General features: G+C 70.1%; 20 protein-coding genes and 1 pseudogene. 11 read left to right on the plus strand and 10 right to left on the minus strand.

The features are described from left to right. Positions 1-153 precede the first annotated feature (153 nt). A complete protein-coding gene (locus OG842_RS45300) occupies positions 154-237 on the minus strand; it encodes a putative leader peptide (protein ID WP_353962610.1) in 84 nt (27 codons plus the stop codon). A 92-nt stretch (positions 238-329) separates the two neighbouring features. Between OG842_RS45300 and OG842_RS34740 the strand changes: the two genes are divergently transcribed. Further along, positions 330-752: a secondary thiamine-phosphate synthase enzyme YjbQ gene (locus OG842_RS34740; protein WP_266735187.1), complete on the plus strand. Its 423-nt coding sequence runs from the start codon at positions 330-332 to the stop codon at positions 750-752. 353 nt (positions 753-1,105) lie between these two features. On the opposite strand, the gene OG842_RS34745 is transcribed toward OG842_RS34740, so the two are convergent. Beyond that, positions 1,106-1,534, minus strand: coding sequence for an AfsR/SARP family transcriptional regulator (locus tag OG842_RS34745; RefSeq protein ID WP_266735186.1), 429 nt, complete (start codon positions 1,532-1,534; stop codon positions 1,106-1,108). On the opposite strand from OG842_RS34745, the gene OG842_RS34750 reads away from it, so the two are divergent. Further along, positions 1,527-2,003, plus strand: coding sequence for a 3-oxoacyl-[acyl-carrier-protein] synthase III C-terminal domain-containing protein (locus OG842_RS34750; RefSeq protein WP_266735185.1), 477 nt, complete (start codon positions 1,527-1,529; stop codon positions 2,001-2,003). The genes OG842_RS34745 and OG842_RS34750 overlap by 8 nt on opposite strands. Before the next feature lie 5 nt (positions 2,004-2,008). Beyond that, positions 2,009-2,650, plus strand: a pseudogene (locus OG842_RS34755) (GNAT family N-acetyltransferase); the annotation flags it as partial. On the opposite strand, the gene OG842_RS34760 reads toward OG842_RS34755, so the two are convergent. Then, on the minus strand, positions 2,623-5,148 hold the full coding sequence (locus OG842_RS34760) for an alpha-N-acetylglucosaminidase (RefSeq protein ID WP_266735183.1): 2,526 nt from the start codon (positions 5,146-5,148) through the stop codon (positions 2,623-2,625). The pseudogene OG842_RS34755 and the gene OG842_RS34760 overlap by 28 nt on opposite strands. Positions 5,149-5,345: 197 nt before the next feature. On the opposite strand from OG842_RS34760, the gene OG842_RS34765 reads away from it, so the two are divergent. Next, complete coding sequence (locus OG842_RS34765) at positions 5,346-6,509, plus strand: ROK family transcriptional regulator (RefSeq protein ID WP_266735181.1); 1,164 nt, start codon at positions 5,346-5,348, stop codon at positions 6,507-6,509. A gap of 115 nt (positions 6,510-6,624) precedes the next feature. Here the strand turns inward: OG842_RS34765 and OG842_RS34770 are convergent, their stop codons facing one another. Then, complete coding sequence (locus tag OG842_RS34770; protein WP_266735179.1) at positions 6,625-7,722, minus strand: baeRF2 domain-containing protein; 1,098 nt, start codon at positions 7,720-7,722, stop codon at positions 6,625-6,627. 135 nt (positions 7,723-7,857) lie between these two features. On the opposite strand from OG842_RS34770, the gene OG842_RS34775 reads away from it, so the two are divergent. Beyond that, positions 7,858-8,487 carry a hypothetical protein gene (locus tag OG842_RS34775; RefSeq protein ID WP_266735177.1) on the plus strand — a complete coding sequence of 210 codons (630 nt, stop codon included), beginning with the start codon at positions 7,858-7,860 and terminating at the stop codon, positions 8,485-8,487. 228 nt (positions 8,488-8,715) lie between these two features. On the opposite strand, the gene OG842_RS34780 is transcribed toward OG842_RS34775, so the two are convergent. The 4 genes from OG842_RS34780 to OG842_RS34795 all read right to left on the minus strand — a co-directional run bounded on the left by OG842_RS34780 (position 8,716) and on the right by OG842_RS34795 (position 12,894). Continuing rightward, positions 8,716-9,078 (minus strand): hypothetical protein, encoded by a 363-nt coding sequence (locus OG842_RS34780; protein WP_266735176.1) that lies wholly within the window; start codon positions 9,076-9,078, stop codon positions 8,716-8,718. Between the two features lie 133 nt (positions 9,079-9,211). Beyond that, positions 9,212-9,694, minus strand: coding sequence for a hypothetical protein (locus OG842_RS34785; protein ID WP_266735174.1), 483 nt, complete (start codon positions 9,692-9,694; stop codon positions 9,212-9,214). A 184-nt stretch (positions 9,695-9,878) separates the two neighbouring features. Beyond that, positions 9,879-10,721, minus strand: a complete 843-nt coding sequence (locus OG842_RS34790) for an alkaline phosphatase family protein (protein ID WP_323185854.1) — start codon at positions 10,719-10,721, stop codon at positions 9,879-9,881. A gap of 43 nt (positions 10,722-10,764) precedes the next feature. Continuing rightward, positions 10,765-12,894, minus strand: coding sequence for an alpha-galactosidase (locus tag OG842_RS34795; protein WP_266735173.1), 2,130 nt, complete (start codon positions 12,892-12,894; stop codon positions 10,765-10,767). A 193-nt stretch (positions 12,895-13,087) separates the two neighbouring features. On the opposite strand from OG842_RS34795, the gene OG842_RS34800 reads away from it, so the two are divergent. From OG842_RS34800 to OG842_RS34825, 6 genes are all read left to right on the plus strand, one after another. Next, complete coding sequence (locus tag OG842_RS34800) at positions 13,088-14,278, plus strand: ROK family transcriptional regulator (protein ID WP_266735171.1); 1,191 nt, start codon at positions 13,088-13,090, stop codon at positions 14,276-14,278. Between the two features lie 121 nt (positions 14,279-14,399). Continuing rightward, entirely contained in the window at positions 14,400-15,683 is a 1,284-nt protein-coding gene (locus tag OG842_RS34805) for an ABC transporter substrate-binding protein (protein WP_266735170.1), read from the plus strand. Next, complete coding sequence (locus OG842_RS34810) at positions 15,680-16,672, plus strand: carbohydrate ABC transporter permease (RefSeq protein WP_266735169.1); 993 nt, start codon at positions 15,680-15,682, stop codon at positions 16,670-16,672. Before OG842_RS34805 ends, OG842_RS34810 begins: the two co-directional genes overlap by 4 nt. 7 nt (positions 16,673-16,679) lie before the next feature. After that, positions 16,680-17,525 carry a carbohydrate ABC transporter permease gene (locus OG842_RS34815; protein WP_266735168.1) on the plus strand — a complete coding sequence of 282 codons (846 nt, stop codon included), beginning with the start codon at positions 16,680-16,682 and terminating at the stop codon, positions 17,523-17,525. 68 nt (positions 17,526-17,593) lie between these two features. Beyond that, complete coding sequence (locus tag OG842_RS34820) at positions 17,594-19,531, plus strand: glycoside hydrolase family 5 protein (protein WP_266735167.1); 1,938 nt, start codon at positions 17,594-17,596, stop codon at positions 19,529-19,531. A 282-nt stretch (positions 19,532-19,813) separates the two neighbouring features. Next, positions 19,814-20,473 carry an HAD family hydrolase gene (locus OG842_RS34825; RefSeq protein ID WP_266735166.1) on the plus strand — a complete coding sequence of 220 codons (660 nt, stop codon included), beginning with the start codon at positions 19,814-19,816 and terminating at the stop codon, positions 20,471-20,473. 113 nt (positions 20,474-20,586) lie between these two features. Here the strand turns inward: OG842_RS34825 and OG842_RS34830 are convergent, their stop codons facing one another. Both OG842_RS34830 and OG842_RS34835 read right to left on the minus strand, forming a co-directional pair. Further along, positions 20,587-22,536 carry an amino acid transporter gene (locus OG842_RS34830; RefSeq protein ID WP_328512596.1) on the minus strand — a complete coding sequence of 650 codons (1,950 nt, stop codon included), beginning with the start codon at positions 22,534-22,536 and terminating at the stop codon, positions 20,587-20,589. 247 nt (positions 22,537-22,783) lie between these two features. Continuing rightward, positions 22,784-24,664 (minus strand): APC family permease, encoded by a 1,881-nt coding sequence (locus OG842_RS34835; RefSeq protein WP_266735164.1) that lies wholly within the window; start codon positions 24,662-24,664, stop codon positions 22,784-22,786. Positions 24,665-24,779: the final 115 nt, after the last annotated feature.

Here is a 24,779-nt window from a genome sequence, read left to right on the forward strand (position 1 = left end):
CGAGCCCTCGCTGCCGTCACGGCAGCGGGGTCACGCCGGGCGGCGGACGGGGCGGGACACGCCGATGTGCGTTGCGTACGGGCAGACGCCTACGGCGAGGGGGACGGGCGGCAGGAGAGCCCGGTCACCGGCGGAGAAGGGGCTGAAGGAGCGTCAGCAGCCGCGACGACACGCGGCGGAGGCCACCCGCTGCAGGTCGATGTGACCGCGCGAAGTGAGCAGAGCTGAACGGAACATGCCGCTGAACGTAGCGACGCATCATCGAGACGGTCAATGACGTCTCGGCAGATGGACGCGCGATCCTGCCCCATGGGCGCGATGATGGGCCTATGCCCCACGCCTTCGCCACCAGCGTTCTGCACATCACCACCGGCACGACGGAGTCCGTCACCGACCTGACCGCCGAGTGCGAGCAGTTCCTCGCCCGGCACGCCGCCTCCAAGGACGGCCTCCTCAACATCTTCGTACCGCACGCGACCGCCGGCATCGCTGTCCTGGAGACCGGGGCCGGCAGCGACGACGACCTCCTGGCCACCCTCCACACCCTGCTGCCCGCCGACGGCCGCTGGCAACACCGCCACGGCAGCCCCGGCCACGGCCGCGACCACGTACTGCCCGCCCTCGTCCCACCCCACGCGACGCTTCCGGTGATCGGGGGGCGGCTGGAGCTGGGGACGTGGCAGTCGGTGTGCCTGGTCGACACGAACATTGCTAAAGACAACCGTCAGGTTCGTCTGAGCTTCCTGGGCTGACCAAGATCGCTCCCAGGGGTCGTGCCGCCGATTCTCCGTACCATGCGTGCGCGAACGGAGAGAATATTGCACGGTACGACCCCACATACGATCGAGCGTCCCTATGACGGATGCGGCAAATGCCTGCTCGCCGCCTGACGCTGGGAGCTTGGCGACCAGTTCCCGCATGGGAGGCGATTCGGAGAGGAACTCCTGCGCTTGCTGCGCGAGGGTCCTCCTTGGCCGACACTCGACACGGTGACTAGGCGACTGGACGGTCTGTAGAAATTACCGAAGGACACATCCGCCCGTCCAGCGCAACCGGGACCAGCACCCGGGGCAGGCGGGGCCGGGTGGCCTCGCCTGCCCCGGGGTCAGAGGGCCTGGCGCAGTTGGAGGCGGTCGTCGGCGAGGAGGATGGCGTGGTGGAGGTCGTAGAGGGCGTCGCACGGGTCCAGGCCCAGTTCCTCGCGCAGGGTGCCGCGGGCCGCCTGGTAGGTGCGGAGGGCTTCGGCTCGGCGGTCGCTGCGGTAGAAGGCGATCATCAGTTGGCGGTAGAAGGCCTCGTGCAGGGGGTAGCGGGCGGTCAGGAACTGGAGGGTGCTGATGGACTCGCGGTGCCGGCCCAGCGAGAGGCCTGACTCGATGAGCATCTCCTGGCATTCGAGCCGGACTTCCTCCAGCCACGTGATGAAGTTCCGGGTGATGCTGCCTCCTTGGAGACGGTCCAGCTCCTCGCCGTGCAGCAGCTTGAGTGCCGCGCCCAGGGCGATCGTGGCCTGCGCCGGAGCCGCGGTGCTCACAACCGCCGACGCCGCCGACGCCGTACGCCTGCGCGCCGTGCACACCCGGCTCGTCGGGCGCGGCCGCGAACCCGGCGCCGTCCTGGAGTGGTTCGGACCCGTCGACCGCGACTCGGACCGGGCACCCGCAGCCGAGGACTACAAGGCCATCGAGCAGTACGTCCCCGGCATGGCGGCCGAAGTCCTCGACACCCTCCTCGGGGAGGTCGGCTGGGAACGCGACCAGGTCGACCACCTGCTGCCCCCGCAGCTCTCGGGCCGGATGACCGAACGCATCGTCCGCAGACTCGACCTGCCCGGGGCCGCCGAGATCAGCTGCGTCGACGAGACCGGCAACAACGGCAACGGCCTCAGCTTCTTCCAGCTCGAACAGGCCCTGGAGCGGCTCGGCCCCGGCAAACGCGCCCTCGGCATCGCCATCGAGTCCAGCAAATGGATCAAGTCCGGCTTCGCGCTGGAGAGGGACTGACCCCGATGCCAGACGCCGCCTCCCTCACCCAGCGCCTGCTCGAACTCCAGCAGGCGGGCACCCTCGCCGCCCAGTACCTCCGGCTGGGCACCCTGCTCGCCGAGGCCGACGAGACCGAACTCGCCCGTGCGGGAGAGCTCCTGAGCCGCCTCGACCCGGAAGCGGTGCTCGCCGCACACCCCACGGCCCCCGCCTTCGCCGTCGCCGTCACCGGCAGCGGAACCGTCGCCCCCGTCGTCCCCGCCCTCGCCGCCGAGGCCGCCCGGCACGGCATCGTGCTGCGCACCGCCCTGTCCTCGTACGACAGTTGGCTTTTCGACCTCACCGACCCGACCAGCGAGCTCTACGCGGCCAGGCCCGACCTCGTGCTGTGCGTACCTTCGCCGTTCGATGTGGACGCCGCTCGCGAGTACCTCGGGCGGGCCCGCAAGGCCCGGAGCGAAGGCCGTTGTGTGCAACTGGCCATCACGGCCGACGGCGGGCAGCCGCAGGGGGAGGTGTTGCTCTTTCAGGACGACCTGGACGACCGGGACATCGAGCTCGCCTACGGTGTCGGGCCCCGGTACCGGCGTCGCGGACTGGCGTCCGCGGCGGTCGCGGTCGCCACCGAATACGCCGTTCAGCACCTGGACGCGAGACGGGTGATTCTGCGGACAGAGGTCGAGAACGCCCCGAGCGCCGCCGTGGCGCGATCGGCCGGATTCGTGCCCACCGCGGACGAGCTCGTCGCGCGGGAGGCGAAGGGGCGGAGGGTGCTGCTGCGGACCTGGTGCCACGGGAAGGGCGAACCGGAGTCCTGAGCCATCGGTGCCGCGCCGCGCCGCACCGCCTCCTCCCGTCCCGCAGCAGCGGACGCCCCAGGCCCAACCTCCACGCACGTGCCGTCGGAGCCGGTGACCGGTCCCGAGGGCGGCGGGGCGGGCAGGGCGTCGCGTATCGCGGTGGCCAGTGCCACCGGGTCGCCCGAGGCCTTGACGGGGTAGGTGTCGCGCTGCTGGTTCCAGGCGTTCTCGACGGCGAACCAGTCGATGGAGACCGGTGCCCGGCCGGTGGCCAGCGCGGTGTCGAGGGAGTCGAGGTACTTGGTCCAGCGCATGGCGTAGAAGTCGGAGACCAGCCCGGACCATTCCCGGTTGGCGTAGTCGCGCAGGCCGCCCGAGTCGCTGCCGGAGCGGTCGCCCCAGGTAGTGAGGATGGAGCGGGCGTCGAACTCGGCCGCCGCCTTCTCCGCCTCCGTGGTGCCCGATGACTTGGCGTCCTCCAGCCAGGGACCGAGGAGGAACCGGGCGTCGGTGGCGAGGAGTTCGTCCAGCAGGGCGAGGTCGCTCTTCCACTCGGCGGCCCGCTGACGGAAGCGGGGCAGGTCCTTGGCGTCGTAGGCGGCCTTGATCTGCGGGAGCAGGGTCCGGCTGTGGTTGGCCAGGGCCTGCCGTGCGACGTCGACCAGGTCGAAGCGATAGGCGTCTGTGTTCCGCAGTCCGGGCGCGACCTGCAGCAGTTCGATCAGCGCCCGCTGCACCGTGCTCGCTTCGTAGCGCATCGCGCCGGGGCTCCAGCTGGCCGCGGTGGTCGCCGTCAGCCGGGGGCGTGCGGTGAAGAGGCTGTCCTGGGACTCGCTCCACGTGCCGGACGAGGTGCTGTACGGGCCGCTGCGCAGCAGCTCCCACGCCTTGGCGGCGTGCGGGTCCACGCCGCCGTAGCGGCGCTCCGCATACTGGGCGAACCACGCCCTGTGGTCCACCGGGCCGGTACGCCAGGCCAGTTCGGTGAACAGCTCGTAGGCGACGGGGTTCCCGCCGGTGCCTTCCGGAAGGTAGGCGATGCCTCTCAGCGCGCTGCCGGGCTTGGTGCGCCACTGGTCGAAGCGTTCGGTCCAGACAGCGGTGTTGGCGCCGATGGTGGTGTGGCCGCCGAAGTTGGGGATCGTGCCGAACGCGTAGGGCGCGCCGTGCCAGGAGGCTTCCCGGTCGAGGCCGTCGTAGCGGTCGGACAGGCCGTCGACGATGAACAGCTTGCTCTTGTCGACGGCGTCGATGATCTGCGTGGAGGGGTTGTTCTGCCAGCCGAGCAGGGTCCAGGTGGCACCGGGGTGCGCGGTCTGCAGCGCGTTCATCACGGCCTTGGCGGCGTCGCCGATGGGGACGTCGCCCGGCCTCCCGCCCTCGTGGAGCAGGTCCATCTTGTACATCGTGGAGTCGCCGAAGAGTTCGCGCTGGTGGCGGTAGAACGAGGCGGCGACCTCGGGGAACATCCGGCTGCGCGGGTCGAGCCAGTCGGGCCGGTCGAAGCCGACCCAGCCGCCCTGCGGGACGACCGGTCCGGTGGGGTTCTTCTCCGTGAACCGCGGCGGAACTGTGCCGTAATAGCCGGGCAGTACCGGGGTCATGCCGAGTTGGCGCAGTCGGTCCGCGATCCTGCGGCCGAGTTCCGCGCGATCCTTCAGCTGCTGCTCGGAGACGGGGCCGCCGAAACCGGACATGTTCTGCATCAGCCACCACGGCTGGTGTGCCGGGCCGGGGATCCAGGACCGGAGTTCGTCCTTGGAGTAGCCGAAGTCCTGGAGGGTTTCGTAGTAGACGGCGTCAGCGCCCGTCTGGACGAAGACCTCGTTCGCGCCGTGCAGGGCGAGCAGATCGATCTGCTTCTCGTAGGAGGCCCAGTCGCGGTACGCGCCGGAGTAGCCGTCGTCGGTGTCGTTGAGCGCGAAGCGGTGCGGCACCGAGGCGTCCTTGCGGACGGTGCCGGCGGGGGCGGGCAGTATGCGGGGCAGTTTCGCCGTGCTGTCGCCCGGCCATCCGAGGTCGACCTTCGCGCCGTACTTCAGGTACCAGTTGACGCCGCTGAGGATCACGGCGGGGCTGGTTCCCTGGACACGGAGATCGCCGGCGCTGCCGGAGACGGTGAAGTAGTCGCCGGACTCGGGGCGGCTCACCGCGACAAGTGTGAACTGGGAGACGTGGCGCGGCAGCAGCCGTGCGAGCGCTGCCCTGGCCGGACCTGTGGCGAAGGAGGGCCGGCCGGCGGAGGTCACCGCGGCGGCCCCGGTCCCGGTGGCTGCAGTAGTGGTGGAAGTGCCCAGGACCGTGGCCAGTGCGGCAAGGGCCATGGCCAAGAACGCGGCGGCCCAGGATCTCGGTTCTCTCATTGGCAGCCCATCAGAGAGGGATTATTAATGGAGCGTTCGATAATATGGAGGCGAGTGCTGGAGCCCGTCAATACACCGGACCGCTCGTTGTGGATCGGCTGGGTAGAGTGCCCAGCACGACAGCGGGGAGGGCGGGGGTACGGACGCACATGGCAGCCAGGAGAACAGCGGCCAACGGGCCGCATGTGCTTCGGCAGATGAACGTCGCTGCCGTCCTGGCGGCGCTGCGGGAGGCCGACTCCGCCGCCACCAGCGTCAGTGGCCTCGCCGCGGCCACGGGGCTGTCACGGCCCGCGGTGACGAGAGCCCTGGCGGACCTGCGGGACCGCGGCCTGGTGGAGTTCACATCCACGGGCAATTCGCTGCAGCCCGGACGGCCGGCCCAGTACGCCAGGTTCCGTGCCGAGACGGGATACGTCGCCGGAATCGACATCGGACCCCACAAGGTGCTCGTGGCGATCGCAGACCTCGCGGGGCGGGTCCTGACGGTCCACCGTGCAGCGGTGGACGCGGGCACTGACGGGCGCCAGATGTTCGACACCGTTCGTGCCGCACTGACCACCGCGGTCGTGGAGGCGGGAGTTCCGCTGTCCCACCTGTGGGCGGTGACTGTCGGCACGCCCGGCATCGTCGACCGGGACCGCGGCGAGATACTGCTGGCTCCGAGCATCCCCGGCTGGGCCGGGCTGCCCGCGGTGACGCGACTCGGCGACTGGTTGCACTGCTCGGTGTTCATCGACAACGACGTCAACCTCGCCGTCCTCGCCGAACGGCGGCGGGGGGCCGACGCCAAGGCCGAGAGCCTGGTGTTCGTGCAGTGGGGCCGGCGCATCGGCTGCGGCATCATCATCAACGGCAAGCCGTATCGCGGGCATTCGGCCGCCGCCGGGGAACTGGGCTTCATCGACCTGGCATCCGACCCCGACGCACCTCCAGGACCGCGCCCCTCCGACGGCACCGGACCGTTCGAGCGGTTGGTCGGGGCGGCAGCCATCCATCGGCTCGCCCTGGAGGCCGGCGCGCCGACAGGCGACGAGGACGACATCGCACCGCTCTTCGAGGCGGCGGCGGCCGGTGACCGGGCCGCCACCGATGTCGTGGAGCGGGTGGCTGCCCGCTTCGCACGCGGTCTGGCCGCGATGCTGCTGGTGCTCGACCCGGACCGCGTCGTCATCGGTGGCGGAGTGTCCCGGGCGGGAGACGCCCTGCTGGAGCCGGTCCGCCGTCATCTCCACCTCCACGCCCTGGTACCGGTCACCGTGCATGCGTCGACACTGGGGGAACAAGCCGTGGCGCTGGGTGCGGTGCGCCATTCCCTGGATGTCGCGGAGGAACGGATGCAGGGAACGCCCCAGGGCTGAGCATGCGCCGCGAGCACGGGTGCCCTGGGGCCGCCGGTGGGCGTATCCGCAATCCCTCGCCACGACGCGGGGGCGCGACGGTAACCGCACCACCGGGAGGCGCGGCGGGCCGACGTCAGGACGGGGTCCCCGGGTCGATGTACCGCAGCAGAGCGCCCACGCCCTCGTGCAGCCTCAGCTCGTTCTCCGGTACGACGACCAGCTCGGCGCTGGTGCCGACGAGGGCCCGGACGAGGGCCTCGTCGGCGCGTTCCTCGCGCGGGGCCCGAACGCCGAAGGACATCAGTTCCGCCTCGGTCAGGGCGAGCTGAGTGGGCTGGGAGCCTGTCCAGAGCCGCAGCGAAGACCCTGGCGGCCGGTTCAGCAGCAGTGCCGCGACCTGGCCGCGCTGGAGGGCGGCGACAGTCGCGGCCAGCCCCTCCGCCATGGGCCCGTCCAGGGCGCGCCGGCCGATGAAGATGTCCACGAGTTCCCGGTCGTGCGCGGCCATGTGGCCGCGGAAGACGCCGTCGAGCTGCGGCTCCAGCAGGGCGCGTCCGGTGTTGGTGGGGGTCCGGCCGCCCACGCGTACGACCTTGTCCCGCAGGGCGTGCGGCAGGCGGCGGATCAGTACGTTGCATGCCCACTCGTCCCCGCCCACGACGACGGCGTCGGCATGGGCGCGCCGCGCCCGTTCGTCCAGCCGGTGGCCGAGCCGGAGGGAGGTGCGGTGCCAGGTCGCCACCGCGACCCTGCGGTGCAGCCGCTCACCCGGGGTGACGGTGGACGTGGGCCAGGTGCCGGCCTCCGCCTCCAGAGTCACCCAGCCGTGGGTCTCGGCGGTCGGGAGGCCGCCGTAGTGGACGACCACGGCCATGTAGGGGATCTCCGGAACGTGCTGTGTGACCAGGGGCATCGCGTCCGGCAGGGTGCTGTAACGCGCGGAGTCGCGTTCGGGCGGCCTGGGCAGCTCCCCGTCCAGGACGAGTGTGCCGTGGGCGGCGAAGATGGCCTGACCATGCACCCCCGGCACCGCTGTGTCGGCACCGACCGCCTCCTCCAGTACGTTCAGCAGAGCCAGGTCCGAGCCCTGACGGGACAGACTCTCGCGCAGCCGCTGCCAGCGCAGCGCGATAGCTCGCTCGGGATGCTCGACGTCTCGGGAGGTGTCCAGGTACACGGAGGCGAACGGACCCGGCTCCGCGTAGAGGGGTTCAAGAAACGACAACCTCATCGTCACTCCTCGTCGATGGTCTCCCCTCCTTTGATGATGCGCGCCTCAGGAGGGGGCGATGGAGCTCGACGAGCGCGATGCGGTGCGGAATGTGGGGCGGTCGGGAGCCGGCCGTAACAGCCAGGGGGAGGAAATATGGGAAATCTTCCGGAAGGTGCCGGAGTCGCTATTGCGCGCGAGATTTTTGGGCCCTTGGGGGGCGTCGTTGAAATATGTGCGGTGGTCGATGGCGAGTTCCGTGTTTCACTCGACCGTGTCTCCGTCGGGAGTTTTGTGCGGCGAAATCACGCCGCTTTGGATGGAATCCTGCAAGTTGCGCAGGAGAGCGGTGGTTTCCCTGACTCGACGATGGCCTTGGTGGATGGGCTCGGTTGGCATCGTGACCATGAAGTGACGGCTCCGTCCCTGCTGCTGTGGTCCGGCGGCATCGAGGAGTTTTCTCCAGCTCTCGAAAACCCCCGGTCGGTGCGTCGAATGGTCGAAGCAGGGCGCGACCTGCAATTGGTGAGGCTCATGCACGCCCTCGTGGGTGCTGCTGTGGCCAGAGAGAAATCCAGTACTTCGCTGTCCGAACTGATCATTGAAGCGATCCGTGCAGCGGCCGGCCTGGTCGGAATGCGTGATCCCGGGGCGGTGCGGGACACGTATCGCATGTGGCGTGTCGCCCACCTGCCGGCCGTATTGATGCCGGGTTCCGGGTGTGCTGACGAGGTCTGGAACGGCTACAGGTCGTTCGCGCACACGATCGATCGTCTCCTCTCGTGACCCTGCCCGGTCGGCTCCCTCGGTCCGACGCCCTCGGGCAGGCCATCCACTGCGAACGGGACGCCCTGAGGTGACCACGGTGCTCCCTTGCGCCCGGAGTTGCCGTACCGACCTGTCTGCGCAACGTCCATGTCCTCGACGGGTGGCTGGAGGCTCGTCCCGGCCCTGACGCTCCGGACGCCTGCGATGTGACGCGAGCCCGCGAGCCCCCATGCCGTGTGCGAGCGGTCAGGCGAAGAGCGGATCCAGCATCGCCTCCCAGGCCGGCAGTCGCACCGCCCTGGCCACCGGCGCGGGCTTCGCGCCCCGGCCGCCGGACGGCAGCCCGATCAGCAGGTCACCGCGTGCGTGGGTGAGCCGCAGATGGCGCGCGGGATCCTGCCCGGGCAAGGGGCCCGTGTCGATGAGCACAGCCGTGTTCTCCCCGCACACCGTGAACAGCAGGTCCACCGTGTGCCCGCCGACCACTGCCGCGCGCTCCAGGTCGGTGATGCCACGGGCACCGAGATAGTCCTGGAGCCGGTCGGCGAGCTCCTCGCGGAATCCGGGGGACCGGAAAGCGTGACCTGGCCGGCGCGGGCGCCCGCGCACAGCAGGGTCGAGCGCTGTGCCAGCAGGGCCGGCAGCCCCGCCTGGCCCTGCCAGAAGCGATGGCTCCCCACCGTGATCAGCTGCGACTTCGCCCGGGTAGGCGCGGGCGTTCCGACGTGCGGGGTGGGGTGGGTCAGGCAGGGTCCGGCTCCTCCAGCGCCACCACGACCATCACCGGAAGATCGGTGTCCTGCTGGACCACGCCTGCGGTCAGGATCCGGCCGTCGAGGGTCCACTTCTTCAACGCGATGAACTCGTCCCTGTCCGCTGCCGTCTGCTCGGCCTCGACGAGGTGGCCGGCGAGAGGAGATTCCTCGATTTCGGGCAGGAAGCGGGCCAGCGCCTGCTCCCCCTGCTCGTAGACGGCATCCAGGTCGTCGAAGTAGCCCGACTCGTCGACGTCGCGGATCCAGACATAGAACGAGACGCAGACCACCCCACCGCCGAACGTCTGGATCCAGCCCCCGACGCCGTCCTTGTCCCACGATGCCTCCACGCCGTCGCGGGGCCTGCCCCCGGGCGTCCACTCCTGGGCCGCGAACCGCGCCGCCGCGCCCTCGGCGGTCAGCGGGGCGATATCCCTGAGCTCTTCCAGCATTGCGATCACTGCAGCCATGAACTCATTCCACTCATTCCGTTGCCGGGCACGTGACACGCTTTCAGCTGCCCGCCCGCAGTGGTCATCGAGGCCGACGTACTACGCCCCTCCAGAGCCTTACGTCATGGCCGGCGCGCCGTGCAGCGACGGCGCCCCCGGGGCAGGCGGCTCGACACGGTGTCCTGGGCCTTCCTCGCTGGGCTCACGCGGTGAACGCGGTGCCGTCCAAGGTCCAGTGAGGGTCGGGCGTGATGTCGAGGGCGGTGAAGACGTGCGCGGCGACGTCGGCGTGGTGGAGGGGCGACGGGGCCGTGCCGGGGGTCAGGCCGGGACCGGAGGCGGCGATCCAGGCCGTACGCTCCTGTCGGCTTCGTCCTCCGTGGCCCCCTTCGTCGCGGTGGCCGTGGTCCGTCACCACGATGACCGTCCACCGCTCCGCCGCGTGGCCGGGGCGATCACGTATGGCGGTGAGGAGGCGACCGAGGCGTCGGTCCGCCGCCTCGATCGCCTGGCGATACTCCTCGCCGCAGCCGAGGAAGTGGGCGGTCTCGTCGACGGCGCCGAGATAGACGAAGCCGGCGTGGAGGTCCTCGTCCAGCCCGAGGAGGTGCTCCGCGTCGTCGGTCACCCTGTCGTCCACCTCCTCCCAGGCCTCTGGGGTGTCCTCGCGGGGGGCGATGTAGCGGAGCCTGGTGGGGGAGACGAAGAGGGGGCCGCCGTCCTGGGCGAGGAACAACGGTGCCCAGCCGCCGACGGCGAAGGTTCGTCGTCCGCAGTCGGCCGCGAGGCGGGTCGTGAAGTCGGGGAAGAGGTCGAGGCGGTTGCCGTCGAAACGGTTGGCCCAGACGCCGTGCTTCGCGACGCCGACGCCGGTGACGATGGTGGTCCAGCAAGGGCCCGACATCGTCGGCGTCACGGAGTCCACCTCGACGGGGGCCAGGAAGCCTGCGCGGGCGATCCCGTCGAGATGCGGCGTATGCAGTTCGGGGAGCAGGTCGAGGCGTACGCCGTCGATGCCGATCACCAGTACGTGGGCGCTGTTCATGGGCGGTTCCAGGGGAGTCGTGGGTGGGTGTGAGAGGGAGGTGTCAGGGGCCGACACGGCGGAGCCGGATCAGGCTGCTGGCGTAGTCGCCGACGGGCAGCCGCGGGTCGATGCCGTGGCGTACGAGGACGGCGCCGCTGTGGACCTGGTTCAGTTCCGGGTCCAGGTAGCGCGCCTCGGGGTCGAGAGCGGGCAACCGCACCGGGGCGGGGCGGTGGCCGAAGCGGGTCGTGGGACGCCAGACGAGAAGCACGTGCTCGCTGTCGTCCGGTGCCGCGTAGTGGACGGCTGTCACGGGCTCGGCGGCCGGGGCGACCCGGTGCTGGTGTCCCCTCTGCACGAGCGGGCGGATCAGCTTGTACTCGGCCACGAGCTCCGCGGCTTCCGCGAGTTCCTCCTCGGACCACGACGTCAGGTCTCCGCCGAGACCCAGCGCGCCCGCCATGGCGACATGGAAGCGGAAGCGTAGAGGAGTGCGCCGGCCGGTGGCGGTGTTGGGGCTGTCGGTCACCCACGCGGCCATGGCCTGGGCGGGGAAGAGCTGACCGAAGCCGTGCTGGATGCCGATCCGGTCGACCGGGTCGGTGTTGTCCGAGGTCCAGGCCTGATCGGTGCGGGCGAGGATGCCGAGGTCGACGCGCCCGCCGCCACCCGCGCACGCCTCGATGCGCAGACCGGGGTGGGCGGCGCGGAGCCGGTCCATGATGCGGTGGACGGCACGGGTGTGGTCGATCCACAGGCGGTCGGGGTCGGGATGGCCGTCCCATCCCGCTTCGGTGAAGGCCCGGTTGGCGTCCCACTTGAGCCAGTCGACGCCGTTCTCGCGCACCAGATGGTCGAGGGTCTGCTGGGCCCAGGCCTCGACTTCGGGCCGGGCGAAGTTCAGCACGAGCTGGTTGCGCAGTTCGGTCGCGTCGAGCTGGGGGGAGTGGAGGACCCAGTCCGGGTGCGCGCGGTACAACTCGCTGTCACGGTTGACCATTTCCGGCTCGACCCACAGCCCGAAGTCCATGCCGAGGCGGTGCACCTCGTCGGCGAGCGGGTGAAGTCCACGGGGGAAGGCCTCGGGGCGGGGAGTCCAGTCGCCGAGTCCGGACCGGTCGTCGCGACGGCTGCCGAACCATCCGTCGTCCAGGACGAAGAGTTCGGCACCGACGCGGGCAGCCAGGTGTGCGAGGCGGATCTGGCCGGCCTCGTCCACGTCGAATCCGGTGGCCTCCCACGAGTTGTAGAGCACCGGCCGGTCGCGCCCGGGCTCGGGCAGTACGTGCCCGCGCACGTGGTGGTGCCAGGCGCGGCTGGCGGCGCCGAACCCGTGCGGGGTGTACAGCCCGGCGTACACCGGTGTGCGCAGGCTCTGGCCCGGCTGCAGGGTCCAGCTGAGACCCTCGTGGCCGAATCCGCCGGTCCAGGTGGTGCGGCCGGTCGGGTCGCGGTGGATCGTGACGCGCCAGCTGCCGCTCCAGGCGAGCGCCGTGCTCCAGACCTCCCCCTGGTCCTCGCTCGCGGTGCCGTCGTCGAGGGCCAGCCAGGGACTGGCGTGGTGGCTGGTGAGACCTCGACGGCTGGTCAGTCCGGTCTCTGCGACGGGAAGCCGGTCTCGCTGGAGCTGGAACTCGCTGTTCCAGCCCCCGGTCAGATGGCTGAGCCGGTAGTCGGACAGCGGAGGAGCGGTCCACGACGCCGAGTCCAGCCGGTCGACGGTGATCGGATCCGGCGGACCGTCCGCGGCCCCGGTGTGGGTCAGTTCCGTCCAGCGCTCGATGACATCGGTGTCGCTCCGGACGCGGTAGCAGAGTTCGGCCCGCAGAGGGTGGTGCCGGTCGTCGAGGCGCAACCGCAGTTCGCCGCCGTCAATGGTGTGACCGGCGAACCGCCACTGGGCACCCCGGGTCCCGTCGGCGAAGCGGACCTGAAGGCCGGCCGGGCCGAAGCGCGCCCCGGTCTGCGGCGCGAGTTCGTCGGCGGCCGCGTCGGCCTCGAAGCTGCTCGCCGCAGGGGAGACCGCGTCGGGGACGTCGGCGAGTGTCGCGGTGTCGAGCGGCAGGCCCCAGTGGAGGTGTCGCGGGCTGCCGTCGGAGGCGAGGCGCAGCGCGTAGAGGCTGTTCGGCGTGCGCAGGACCGCGAGGCCGGGGCCGGGTTCGAAGGTGACGGGCGGGAGCGTGGCGTGCACGGATGGATCCCCTGAGGTCTGGTGTGGAACAGGGTGCGGTCCAGGGCGACTTGGAGAAAAGGTGACACAACACCGCCAAGGCGACGCGGTGTTCGAGAAGTCCTGGGGGAGCAGAGGAGGGCCCGAGCGTAGGGCGGCACCAACACTCAAATCAATACTGGAAGAAGTTATTTATTTGCTCTATGTTGCTCCCGTGTTTCGACATCACTCCCGCCCTCTGGTCAGTGCGCCCGCCGAGACCGCGGTTCTCGCCCTGCTTCTTGCGGAGGGGCCGCTCAGCAGAGTGGAACTGGCACGGCGGACGGGACTCTCCTCGACCGCGGTCACCAAGGCGGCCAGGCCCCTCATCGACGACGGCTATCTGTACGAACTTCCGCCCGAGCGCACCGCGCCCGGTGCGGGCCGACCGGTCAACCCGCTCGCGGTCGACCCCGACCGGGAGTACTTCATCGGACTGAAGATCAGTGGCGACCAGGTCTTCGGCGCCGTCTGCGATCTGCGGGCCGGGATCCGGGCCACCGCGGGCCGGCCGCTCGACGGCTGCACCCCCGGGGCCGTCGCCGAGCTGACCGCCGAACTGGTCGACGAACTGCTCGACACCGAACCCGCGTTCCGGGCCCGGACCCGACACCTCGGCGTCGCGGTCAACGGGGACGTGGACCGCGAAAGCGGCCGACTCCGCCACTCCGGCCTGCTGGGCTGGCGCGAGGTCCCGCTCGCGGAACTGCTCACCGAATCCACTGGCCTGGCAGTAACCGTCGAGAACGACGTCAGGGCCCTGACCATCGCGGAGCACTGGTTCGGCGAGGGCATCGGCACCGAATACTTCGCGCTGGTCACCATCGGTGCGGGCATCGGTTCCGCGCTCGTCGTCAACGGGCAGCTGATCAGGGGGGCGTACGGCGTCGCGGGGGAGGTCGGACACCTCTGCGTCGACCCGACCGGTCCGCGCTGCCGCTGTGGGGGGCGCGGCTGCGTCGAAGCGATCGCCTCGACCGACGCGATCCTCGCGGCGGTCCGCCAGGCCACCGCGGAGCCGCACCTCACGTTCGGCGAGGCCGCCGACGTCGCCCGGGAGGGCCACCCGGCAGCCCGCGAAGCCTTCGCCAGGGCCGGACACGCCATCGGGGTCGGCATCTCCGCACTGGTCAGCCTCGTCGGCCCGGAGCGTGTCGTCGTCAGCGGCGAAGGCGCCGACGCCTACGACCTGTTCAGCCGTCACATCCAGGACGCGTACGCCGAACACGCCTTCGGGGCGGCTTCCCGGTGCCCGCTGTCGCTGCGGCCGCTCCCTTGGGAGGAATGGGCCCGAGGCGGTGCTGCCGTGGCCATCCAGGCCCTCTTCCCGCAGTACGCGGCCACCACCACGATCGGCGTCGGCTGAGCACTCCCGCAGCCGTCGCGTACGACTCCCTGGCCGACGCCTTCCTCTGCCGGCAAGCAATGACGAAGGCGTCGGCCGGGCAGCACATCCACTCCGCCACACCCACACAGAAGGATGCGACATGAGCACACGCATACCAGAGCATAGCCGACGCGGATTCCTCAGGGGATCGCTGCTCGTCGTCGCCGGAACCGTCCTGTCGGCCGCGTGCAGCACCGATCCCACCGGCGGTTCCTCCTCCGGAGCGAAGACCACCCTCAACGTCTGGTACCACGCCTACGGCGAGGCCGGGACCCAGCAGGCGGTGCTCCGCTACGCCACGGCCTTCACCAAGGCCAACCCCGACATAGCCGTGAAGGTGACTTGGGTCCCGGGCGACTACTCGGCGAAGGTCAACGCGACCCTGCTGACCGACGCCGCCCCCGACGTGTTCGAGATTGGCGACTTCAAGGAGAGCCTCGTCCACCGCGGCCAGATCGCCGCCCTCGACGACGTGTACGGCACCGCCAAGAGCGACTTCAACACGAACGCCGTCGAGGCGGTCACCGTCGACGGCAAGCTCTACGGCGTCAAGATGATCGACGACGTCATGATGCTGTACTACCGCAAGAGCGTCCTGTCGAAGGCCGGTATCACCCCGCCCACGACCTTCGACGGTCTCGTCGCCGCGGCGAAGGCCCTGACCACGAAGAAGAACAAGGGCCTGTTCATCGGCAACGACGGTCTCGGCGACTCTGCGACCAACGCCGTCTGGTCCAACGGCGGCGACCTCGTGACCCCCGAGGGCAAGGTGGCGTTCGGATCGGCACCGGCACTCGAAGCGCTGACCGGCCTGAAGCGACTGCACGACGACAAGTCGCTGCTGCTCGGCTTCACCACCGACTGGTGGGACCCCGCCGCCCTCACCCAGGGCGTCGTGCCGATGCAGTGGAGCGGCCTGTGGGCGAATCCCGCGATCAAGTCCGCGCTCGGCGACGACTTCGGCGTGCTGCCGTGGCCCGCCTTCAAGGCCGGCGGCGCCCCCGTCGTCCGCGTCGGCGGCTGGACCAGCTGTGTCAATGCCAAGGGCAAGAACGTGGCCGCGGCGAAGAAGTTCGTCCAGTGGCTGTGGGTCCAGCAGACCGACCTGCAGAAGGACTTCGCCGAGAGCTACGGCTTCCACGTCCCGCCGCGCAGGACCGTCGCGGCGTCCGCGGAGAAGCTCTCCCAGGGCACGGCCAAGGAGGCCGTGGTGCTCGCCGACAAGCACGGGAAGCACTTCCCGGGAACCTGGGACACCGCCGTGAGCAACATGTTCAACGCGGCCGCGATGAAGATCGTCGAGGGGCAGGGCGATCCTGCCGCCCTTCTGGCCGACGCGGTGAAGAAGGCCCAGCGCGAGATCGACAAGCAGCTCGGCCGATGAGCCAGTCGACGGACCTCACACTGAAGCCCGAGCATGCCGGGCGGCGCCCCGCGGTCATCCCGCGCGGCGCCGCGCGGCCCGGCCGGGCACGTCCCGGCCGGGCCGGCTGGGCCGCGTTCGTCCTGCTGACCGCGCCGATGCTGATCGGCCTCGGTCTCTTCAAGTACGTCGCGATCGGCTGGAGTTTCCTGCTCAGCCTCAGCGACGCGCGCGGCACCATCGCCCTCGGCCACTGGGTCGGGCTCGAGAACTATCGCAGGCTCCTGTCCGACCAGGAGTTCCGCGGCTCCCTCGTCCAGATCCTGCTGTTCACCGCCTTCATCGTGCCGCTCACCTTCGCGGCCTCGCTCGGTCTCGCCCTGCTGGTGCACCGGATCAGACGGGGCCGGGCGCTGTTCCGTACCACCTTCCTCATCCCGGCGGCCGTCTCGTACGTCGCCGCGTCGCTGCTGTGGAAGATGTCCCTGTTCAACGGCCTCCCGGCGGGTATCGCCAACACGATCGGAGGCTGGTTCGGAGCGGATCCCGTTCCCTGGCTCCAGTCCACCTCGCCGCCGCTCTACTGGGTGGCGCTCGTCACCCTGCGGCTCTGGCTCCAGGTCGGCTTCTACATGGTGCTGTTCCTGGCCGGACTCCAGGCCATCCCCAAGGAGTTGTACGAAGCCGCCGCACTCGACGGCGCCACCGGCAGGCGGCTCCTGACCAAGATCACCCTGCCCATGCTGCGCAACACCTCCGTCGCCGTACTGATGCTGCTGTTCATCGCCGCCTTCCAGGCCTTCGACGAGTTCTACAACCTGTTCAACAGCGGTCTCTCCGGAACGGCCACCGCCCCCGTGCAGACACCGCTGGTCCACCTCTACAACACCGCCATGGGCAGCCAGAACTACGGCATCGGCTCGGCCGGAGCCTTCGTCCTCACCGCCCTCATCATCGGAGTGACCCTGCTTCAGGGCCGGTTCACCGGCTTCGGCCGGAGCGGAGAATGAGACGCGCATGATCACCCTCCCCGGACTGTCCCGATCCGCGCGCCTCCTCGTACGCGCTCTGTTCGTCGGCCTCCTCACCACGGCCTTCCTCGCGCCCTTCTACCTCATGCTCCGCAACGCGCTCATGGACTCGCAGAGCCTGACGTCGCCGGAGTGGACGTGGTGGCCCTCGACGATGCACTTCGAGAACTTCACCGCCCTCTTCAGCGACCCCACCGTCTCCATGGGCCGGGCCCTCGGCAACTCCCTGCTCATCGCGGCCGTCACCGCGCCCGTCTCCACCCTTCTCGCCTCCGCCGCGGGCTACGCCCTGGCCCGGATCCCCGTCCCCGGACGCGGCGTGGTGCTCGCCCTGATCGTGGCCACGCTGATGATCCCCGGCTCGGTCACCTTCGTGCCGACGTTCGTCGTCGTCGGCTCCATGGGGGGTGTCAACACCCTGTGGGGCCTCATCGTGCCCGGTCTCTTCAACCCGTTCGCGGTCCTGCTCTTCCGCAACTTCTACCTCCAGTTCCCCAGCGAGATCGAGGAGGCCGGCCGGCTCGACGGCCTCGGCTGGCTCGGCCTGTACCGCCGGGTCGCCCTGCCGAGCTCAGGAGCCATGCTGGCCTCGCTCGGTGCGCTGTCCTTCATCGACAGCTGGAACTCCTTCCTGTGGCCGCTGGTCATCGGACAGGATCCGTCCGCCTGGACCGCGCAGATCGCGCTGTCCACCTTCCTCACTTCGCAGACCATCAATCTGCCCGGCCTCTTCGCCGGTGCCGTCGTCACCATCACGCCCCTGGTCGTCATGTTCCTCGTCGCCCAGCGGTACATCGTCGAAGGTATCGCCACCAGCGGCCTCAAGGGCTGACCCCACACCGCACCTCCCTGTACCACGCACAAGGCAGACGCACGCACCCCCACCCGTAAGGAGCCCCCGTGACACCCCGCTTCACCTTGCTCCGACGCGCGACCGCAGGCCTCGTCACCTCGTCCGCGCTCGTCCTCGCCACCCTCACCCCCCACGCCGCCGCGGCGGACACGCGGACGGCGCCGCCCCCGGCCCTCACCGGCGCGCAACTCGCCGCCTCATGGACCGCCCCGCTGTCGACCCGGGACCGGTACGTCGTCGACGCCGACGGCGACCGGTTCAAGCTCAAGTCAGGAAACTGGGCAGGCGCACAGGGCACCTGGCAGGGCAGCGGCGACGTAAAGGACGTCGCCAACCACCAGGCGAGGCAGATGTCGAACAACATTCCGCTCGGCCTGGACCGGAAGCCGATGGCCCAGATCCTGGCCGACTTCCACGCCCTGGGCCTCAACAGCATCCGGCTGCCTTTCGCCAATGCCGTGATCCACGACACGAGCGTCGTCCCGGACTCGGCCGTCGCCGCCAACCCGCAGCTCAAGGGCAAGACCCCGCTGCAGGTGCTCGACGCCGTCGTCGGGGCCCTGACCACGGACGGCTTCGCCGTCATCCTCAACAACCACACCACCAGCTACCGCTTCTGCTGCGGCCTGGACGGCAACGAGCGCTGGAACAGTGGCCAGTCGACCCAGCAGTGGATCGACGACTGGGTGTTCCTGGCCAAGCGCTACCAGGCCGACAAGCGGGTCGTCGGAGCCGACCTGCGCAACGAGGTCCGCCGCGACACCTGGGACGATCCCAACTGGGGCTGGGGCGACGACCACGACCTCAACAAGGCACTGGAGGAGGCCGGTAACAAGATCCTGCAGGCCAACCCGGAGATGCTCGTCATCATGGAGGGCATCAACTGGCAGGGCATACCAACCGATCTGACCCCCCACGGCCGCCCGACGCTCACCCCGGTCGCCACCCTGTCCAACACCTTGATCCGCTCCGACAAACTCGTCTACGCAGCCCACTTCTACGGCTACACGGGCCCGAACCACACCGGCGCCACCGGCACGGGCGAGACACACGACCCGCGCTACGAGGAGTTCACCCCCGCACAGCTCGCCCAGGTCGTCGACGACCAGGCCCTGTTCGTCACCCGGTCCGGACAGCACTTCACCGCACCCGTGTGGATCAGCGAGTTCGGCGCCGCCGGCCGTGGGGAGACCGACGCCAAGGAACGCGCCTGGTTCACCAACTTCACCGACATCATGGTGAAGAACGACACCGACTTCGCCATCTGGCCCCTCGTCGGCTGGACCGATGCGAACGGCACACCGCAGGACAACTGGGCCATGGTCAACTACAGCGCCAACGGCGCCCGGCTCGGCGTCATGGACGCGGGCGACTGGCGCGCCACCGACTGGAACAAGCTCGTCAACGCCCCCGGCCGCGCCGGCCGGATCGCCCCGACCCCGCGCTGGAACATGCTGGACCTGGACCACGCCGACTACAACGTCTCCGCCACCATGCTCGCCAAGCCGGACTGGTCGCCGGGCAACCGCAAGGCCAACTGCCCGGACAGTCAGCGCGTGACCGGCATCGCCCGGAGCAGCAGCCGAGGACTGTGCACCGACGCCGGGCAGCCGGCGAAGGCGAGCGGCCCCTGGACCGTCGTCACCGACGAGCGTTACGTCACCGGCGGCGACTGGGCGAGCGGCTACAACAAGCTCCAGTGCCCCGGCAACACCTTCGCCGTCGGCTACAGCGTGAGCGGCAACGCCATGGCGGCCCTCCTGTGCGCACCCGCGACCGCCGCCCTTCCCACCACCGGCCGCGCCCTCTGGTTCGACGGCGGCGACAACCGGCCCGCCACCGGAGGCTCGACCGCCAGCGACTGGGCACCGGGCCACTACAAGGGCCAGTGCCGCGACAACGAGTACCTCGCCGGCGTCGCCTACACCTGGAAGTGGAACCACGGCGGCGTCCCCGACGCCCTGCTGTGCCGCCCGCTCGCCTGACCCGTCCCATCGACTTCAGGCCCATCACGACCGGCCTCCGAGCGATTCCGGCCGCCCGACTCCGGGCGGCCGGCCCCGCCCGTACCATCTGCGCGCCCTCCGTGAGGCCGAGGCCCCCTCTGTCCGGCACAGGCGCCGCCTGCACGTTCCTTCACCTCGACGGCCGGACGAAGGGACTGGCCCGGATCGACGGTCCTCCCCTGGGCCGCTCCTGGTCCCGGGGGCCCGGACAGCCTGTACGTTCCCGCACCCCCGACCCCGACCAGATCAGCAGGAGACCCCGTGCCCACCGAACTCCAAGCAGTCCTTTTCGACATGGACGGCACCATCGTCGACACCGAGCGGCTCTGGCGACAGGCGGTCGAGGAGGAGGCCCTCGGTCTGGGACTCGTCCTCACGGACGCGGACCTCCCGTTCGTTCTCGGCCGGGCGATCGAGGACTGCGCAGAGCACCTGGCCGCCCGCGCAGTCGGCCACGTCCGGTCGGCGCAGCTCGGCGACGCCCTCGAACAGCGCTTCACGGAACTCGTACGCCGACAGGTCGTCCCCATGCCCGGGGCTGTCGAACTCGTCGCAGCGGTCCACGCCGCAGGGGTGCCGATGGCGCTGGTCTCGGCCTCGCCGAGGCCGGTCGTGAACACCGTCCTCGACGTCATCGGGCGGAATTGGTTCGTCACTTCCGTCGCCGCGGGGGAGACCCCCCGCACCAAGCCGTCTCCCGACCCCTACCGGGCGGCCCTGACCACTCTCGGTGCCGCTCCGGCCCGCTGCGTCGCGGTCGAGGACTCCCCGACCGGCGTTGCTTCCGCGGAGGCGGCCGACTGCGCGGTCCTGGCGGTGCCCTCGCTGACCGACATTCCCGTGGCACCGGGCAGGACGGTCGTGCGCACACTGTCGGACGTGGATGTCGCCCTGCTCAGGGCGATGGTGGCTGGGCGATGACGCACGGGTGGGTCCGGGCGGCGGGTGAGCTGGGCCCACTTCCCGAGCCGAGGGCCGGTACGACGCGCTGAGCGACCGTGACACCACGCTGCCCCGGACCGCGTGCCGCCGGTTCACCCGACGTGGACGCGGGGGCGGCGGGCCCGGTCGGGTTCGGCCTCGCGGAGGACCTCGCGGGTGACGGGGGCGACCTCGCCCTGGCCGAAGAGGAAGAACCGCAGGAAGTTGGTGAAGGGGTTGCCTTCGGTCCACTCGAAGTAGATGTGAGGGTTGTGGCCGGTGAGATCGCGGACGTGCAGGAGCAGGGCGGCCAGGGCGTTGGGGACGGAGGAGCTCTCCAGGGTCAGAACGCGGTAGCGGCCGTGCAGGACTTCGCCGCGTACGTTCAGGCCCGATTCGAACTCCGAGGGGTCGAGGACGGTGACCTCGACGAAGACGAAGTCCTCCTGGACGGGGACGTCGTTGTCGTGACGGATCTGTTCGATCTTGTCGCGGTACTCGGCGACGTCGCGGTTGTCGGGCTCATTGGCGATGAACCGGATCCTGCGGCTGGCGGCGTCCCGCACGAAACGCTCCGCCACGCCGTCCATGGTCACGCTGGTGACCCGCAGTTCGAAGGCGCGCGCGAGCCGTGAGAGCAGCGAGACGAGGATGATCCCGGCGATGAAGCAGGCACCGATCTTCACCCCGTCGGGGCGCTCGATCACATTCGCCACGGTGGTGTAGAGGAAGATCGCCGAGATGACGGCGAAGGCGATGGTCCAGTTGTGCTGGCCGGCCTTGCGCGCGGCGATCGTGACGGCGATGGCGGCTGAGCTGATCAGGACGAGGACGCCGGTGGCGTAGGCGCCGCCCTGGGCGTCGACAGAGGCATCGAAGATCCAGGTGACCAGGAACGCCACCAGGATGAACACGATCACCATCGGGCGCACGGCGCGCGCCCACTGCGGCGCCATGCCGTACCGGGGCAGGTAGCGGGGCATCAGGTTGAGCAGGCCGGCCATGGCGGAGGCGCCGGCGAACCACAGGATGGCGATCGTGGAGACGTCGTAGACGGTGCCGAAGGTGTTTCCGAGGTACTCGTGCGCCAGATACGCGAGTGCGCGGCCGTTCGCCCGGCCGCCCGACTCGAACTCCTTGGCCGGGATGAGCACGGTGGTGATGAAACTGGTGGCGATCAGGAACACGCTCATGATCACCGCAGCGGTGGTCAGCAGCTTCTTCGTGTCGCGGATACGGCCGGTGGGCTTCTCCTCGGTGTCGTCGGGGTCGCCCGAGACATGAGGCATGACCGCGACTCCGGTCTCGAAGCCGGACAGGCCGAGGGCCAGCTTCGGGAAGACCAGCAAGGCGATGCCCACCATGGCGAGGACGTTGCCGTGCTCGGTGGTCAGGGCGCTCGTCCAGTCGGTGACCACGTGCGTGGCCGTGGCGACGTGCCACAGACCCGACACCACGACGACGACATTCAGGGTCAGATAGATCCCGACCAGGACGACGGCGACGCCGATGGCCTCCAGGAAGCCCTTGAGGAACACCGCTCCGAGCAGCGCGATCAGCAACAGTGTGATCAGCATCTGCTTGTTGTGCAGCGCATCGTTCAGGTGCGGGTTCTCCACCAGGTGGGTGGAGGCGTCCGCGGCCGACAGCGTGATGGTGATCAGGAAGTCGGCGGCAGCGAAGCCGAGCAGTGTCAGGACGAAGAGCTTGCCCTTCCAGAACGAGAGCAGCCGCTCCAGCATCGCGATCGAGCCCTCGCCGTGCGGGCTCTCCTGGGCCACCCGTCGGTAGACCGGCAGTGCCCCCGCCAGCGTGACGATCACGAGCACGATGGTGGCCACGGGGGACAGCAGTCCGGCCGCGAGGGCGGCGATGCCCGGCTGATAGCCCAGCGTGGAGAAGTAGTCGACGCCGGTCAGGCACATCACCCGCCACCACCGCTGCCCCTTGCCCGCGGGCTCGGGCTTGGCGTGCGGCCCCTGCTGGTGTCCGGCGATGTCGGACAGGCCCTCCAGCATCCATGCGCGCAGGCGACCCGGAGGCTCATGGGAAGGGGTGGCCATCGTTGTGCTCCTGACGTGCGGCGAAGCGAACGGTGCAGGCCATCGGCGAGACGGCTGCCTCAGCGTACGCACGGAATGATCCGCGACCGAGGGCTTCCCGTACCGGGCGAAGACGTGTCCCCGCCCGCACACCGCGTTCGACCTCCGCAGTGTGCGAACGCCCCGGTGGAGGAGGTCCTGGCGGGCCGTCAGCGGCTGACTTCGACGGCTCCGGGGTCCCCGACGGAGCCGAGCCCGGGCGCGGCGACTACCGCAGGCTGAGGTCTGTGGGCGGCTCGGCCGAGTCGTCCAGGAGCCGGAACCGCAGGCGGCAGATGACCGCGTTCGTCTCGTGCCGGACAGCGTGGGCGACGACCGCACCACGCTGGTTCTGCAGCAGCCGCTGCCACAGGCGGGCCGGCTCGACCTCGGGGATGAGCACGGTGATCCGCAGGCCCGGATCGGTGGACGCAACCTTCCGTACATACGCGGCGACCGGGCGGCCGACCGTGCGGCGGTCGGAGGCGATCCGGACCAGGGGGACCCCCGGATTCCACAGTGCCCAGTCCCGCTCCAGCGCCTCGGTCTGCTCCCGGTCCTCGGGGTCCGGGTGACAGACCGTCACCGCATGGACCTCGTCACCGAGGGACACCGCCGCGGTGAGGGCCTCGCTGGTGAGCCGGGTGAGGGACGAGACCGGAACCACGATCAGCGAGCGGTCGCGGTGCGGGGGCTCCGGAACGCGGCCGACGCCCAGCCGTTCACCGATCCTGGTGTAGGCGCGGTGGACGGACTCGAAGCCGGCGACCAGCAGGGGCAGCGTGACGACGATCAGCCAGGCGCCGTCGTGGAACTTGGTGGCCGTGACAACGACGGCGCTGACGCCTGTCAGGAGAGCGCCCAGACCGTTCAGCACAGCCTTGCCCGCCCACCTGCTTCCGCGGACCGTGCGCCAGTGGATGACCATGCCGGTCTGGGCGATGGTGAAACCGACGAACACACCGATCGCGAACAGCGGGACGAGGGTGTTGGTATCGCCACCGGAGAAGACCAGGAGCGTGGCGGATACGGCCGCGAGCGTGAGGACCCCGTGGCGGTGGACCTGCCGGTCGGCCTTGAGCCCGAAGACATGGGGCAGGTAGTTGTCGCGGGCCAGCAGCTTCAGCAGCACAGGCAGGCCGCCGAACGACGTGTTCGCGGACAGGGCCAGCAGCACCATCGTGGCGGACTGCACGACGTAGAAGGCGAGATTGTGCCCGAAGGACGCGTCGGCGAGCTGCGCCAGTACGGTCACGCCTTCGACCGGCTGCAACCCGAACCGGGAGATCAGCACGGACAGACCGATCAGCATCGCGCCGAGCAGTGCGCCGAGTGCCACCTCGGCGCGCTGTGCGCGGCGGGCGGCCGGGGCACGGAACGACGGCACGGCGTTGGCGATGGCCTCGACACCGGTGAGCGCCGAACAGCCCGCGGCGAAGGCCTTGAGGAGGAGCAGCGCACCGACCGCGGTGGCGTTGGCGCCGAGTACGGACGCGTGACCGGCGGCCGCTTCCGTACTCACCGGGGCGTCGCGGAACAGGCCGACCACGATGAGCACGAAGATCGCTCCGACGAACACCGCGGTCGGCACGATGAACGCACGCGCCGAGTCCACGATCCCGCGCAGATTCACGGCGGTGATCAGGATCAGTACGGCGAGGCACAGCCACAGGCGATCGCCGTACAGCTCCGGGAACGCGGAGGTCAGCGCTGCCACCCCCGCGGTCACGGCGACGGCCACGTTCAGGACGTAGTCCAGAACCAGGGACGCGGCGGCGACCAGGCTGGTGCGGCGGCCCAGATGTGTCCTTGCGACCGCGTAACTGCCTCCGCCGTCCGGAAACGCTGCGATGACCTGCCGGTACGAGGCGACGAGCACCGCCAGCAGCAGGGCGATCGCCACGGTGACGGGGAGTGTGAAGCCGAGCCCGTAACCACCCGCGGCTGCCAGCACAAGGACGATGGCCTCAGGCCCGTACGCCACCGACGCCATCGCGTCGAGCGACAGGGCGGCCAGCCCCGTAACGGCCGTGAGCCTGTGACGGGCCCCGTCGCCAGGGGGCACCTCGGCGCTCGGTGCCGCACTGGATTCTGAGCTGAGAACGTACATGGGGTGAGAGCTCCTCCGTGCAAGGGTTCGCCCAGCGTGTGTCCGTTCTCGGCCGGTCGGGTCGGGTGCTTGCGCGTTCTTGGCGCCACGTGCCGGTCTTTTCCCGAGTTCTTGA

Origin of the sequence: Streptomyces sp. NBC_00376, from assembly GCF_036077095.1 — a bacterium.
Taxonomy (GTDB): Bacteria; Actinomycetota; Actinomycetes; order Streptomycetales; family Streptomycetaceae; genus Streptomyces.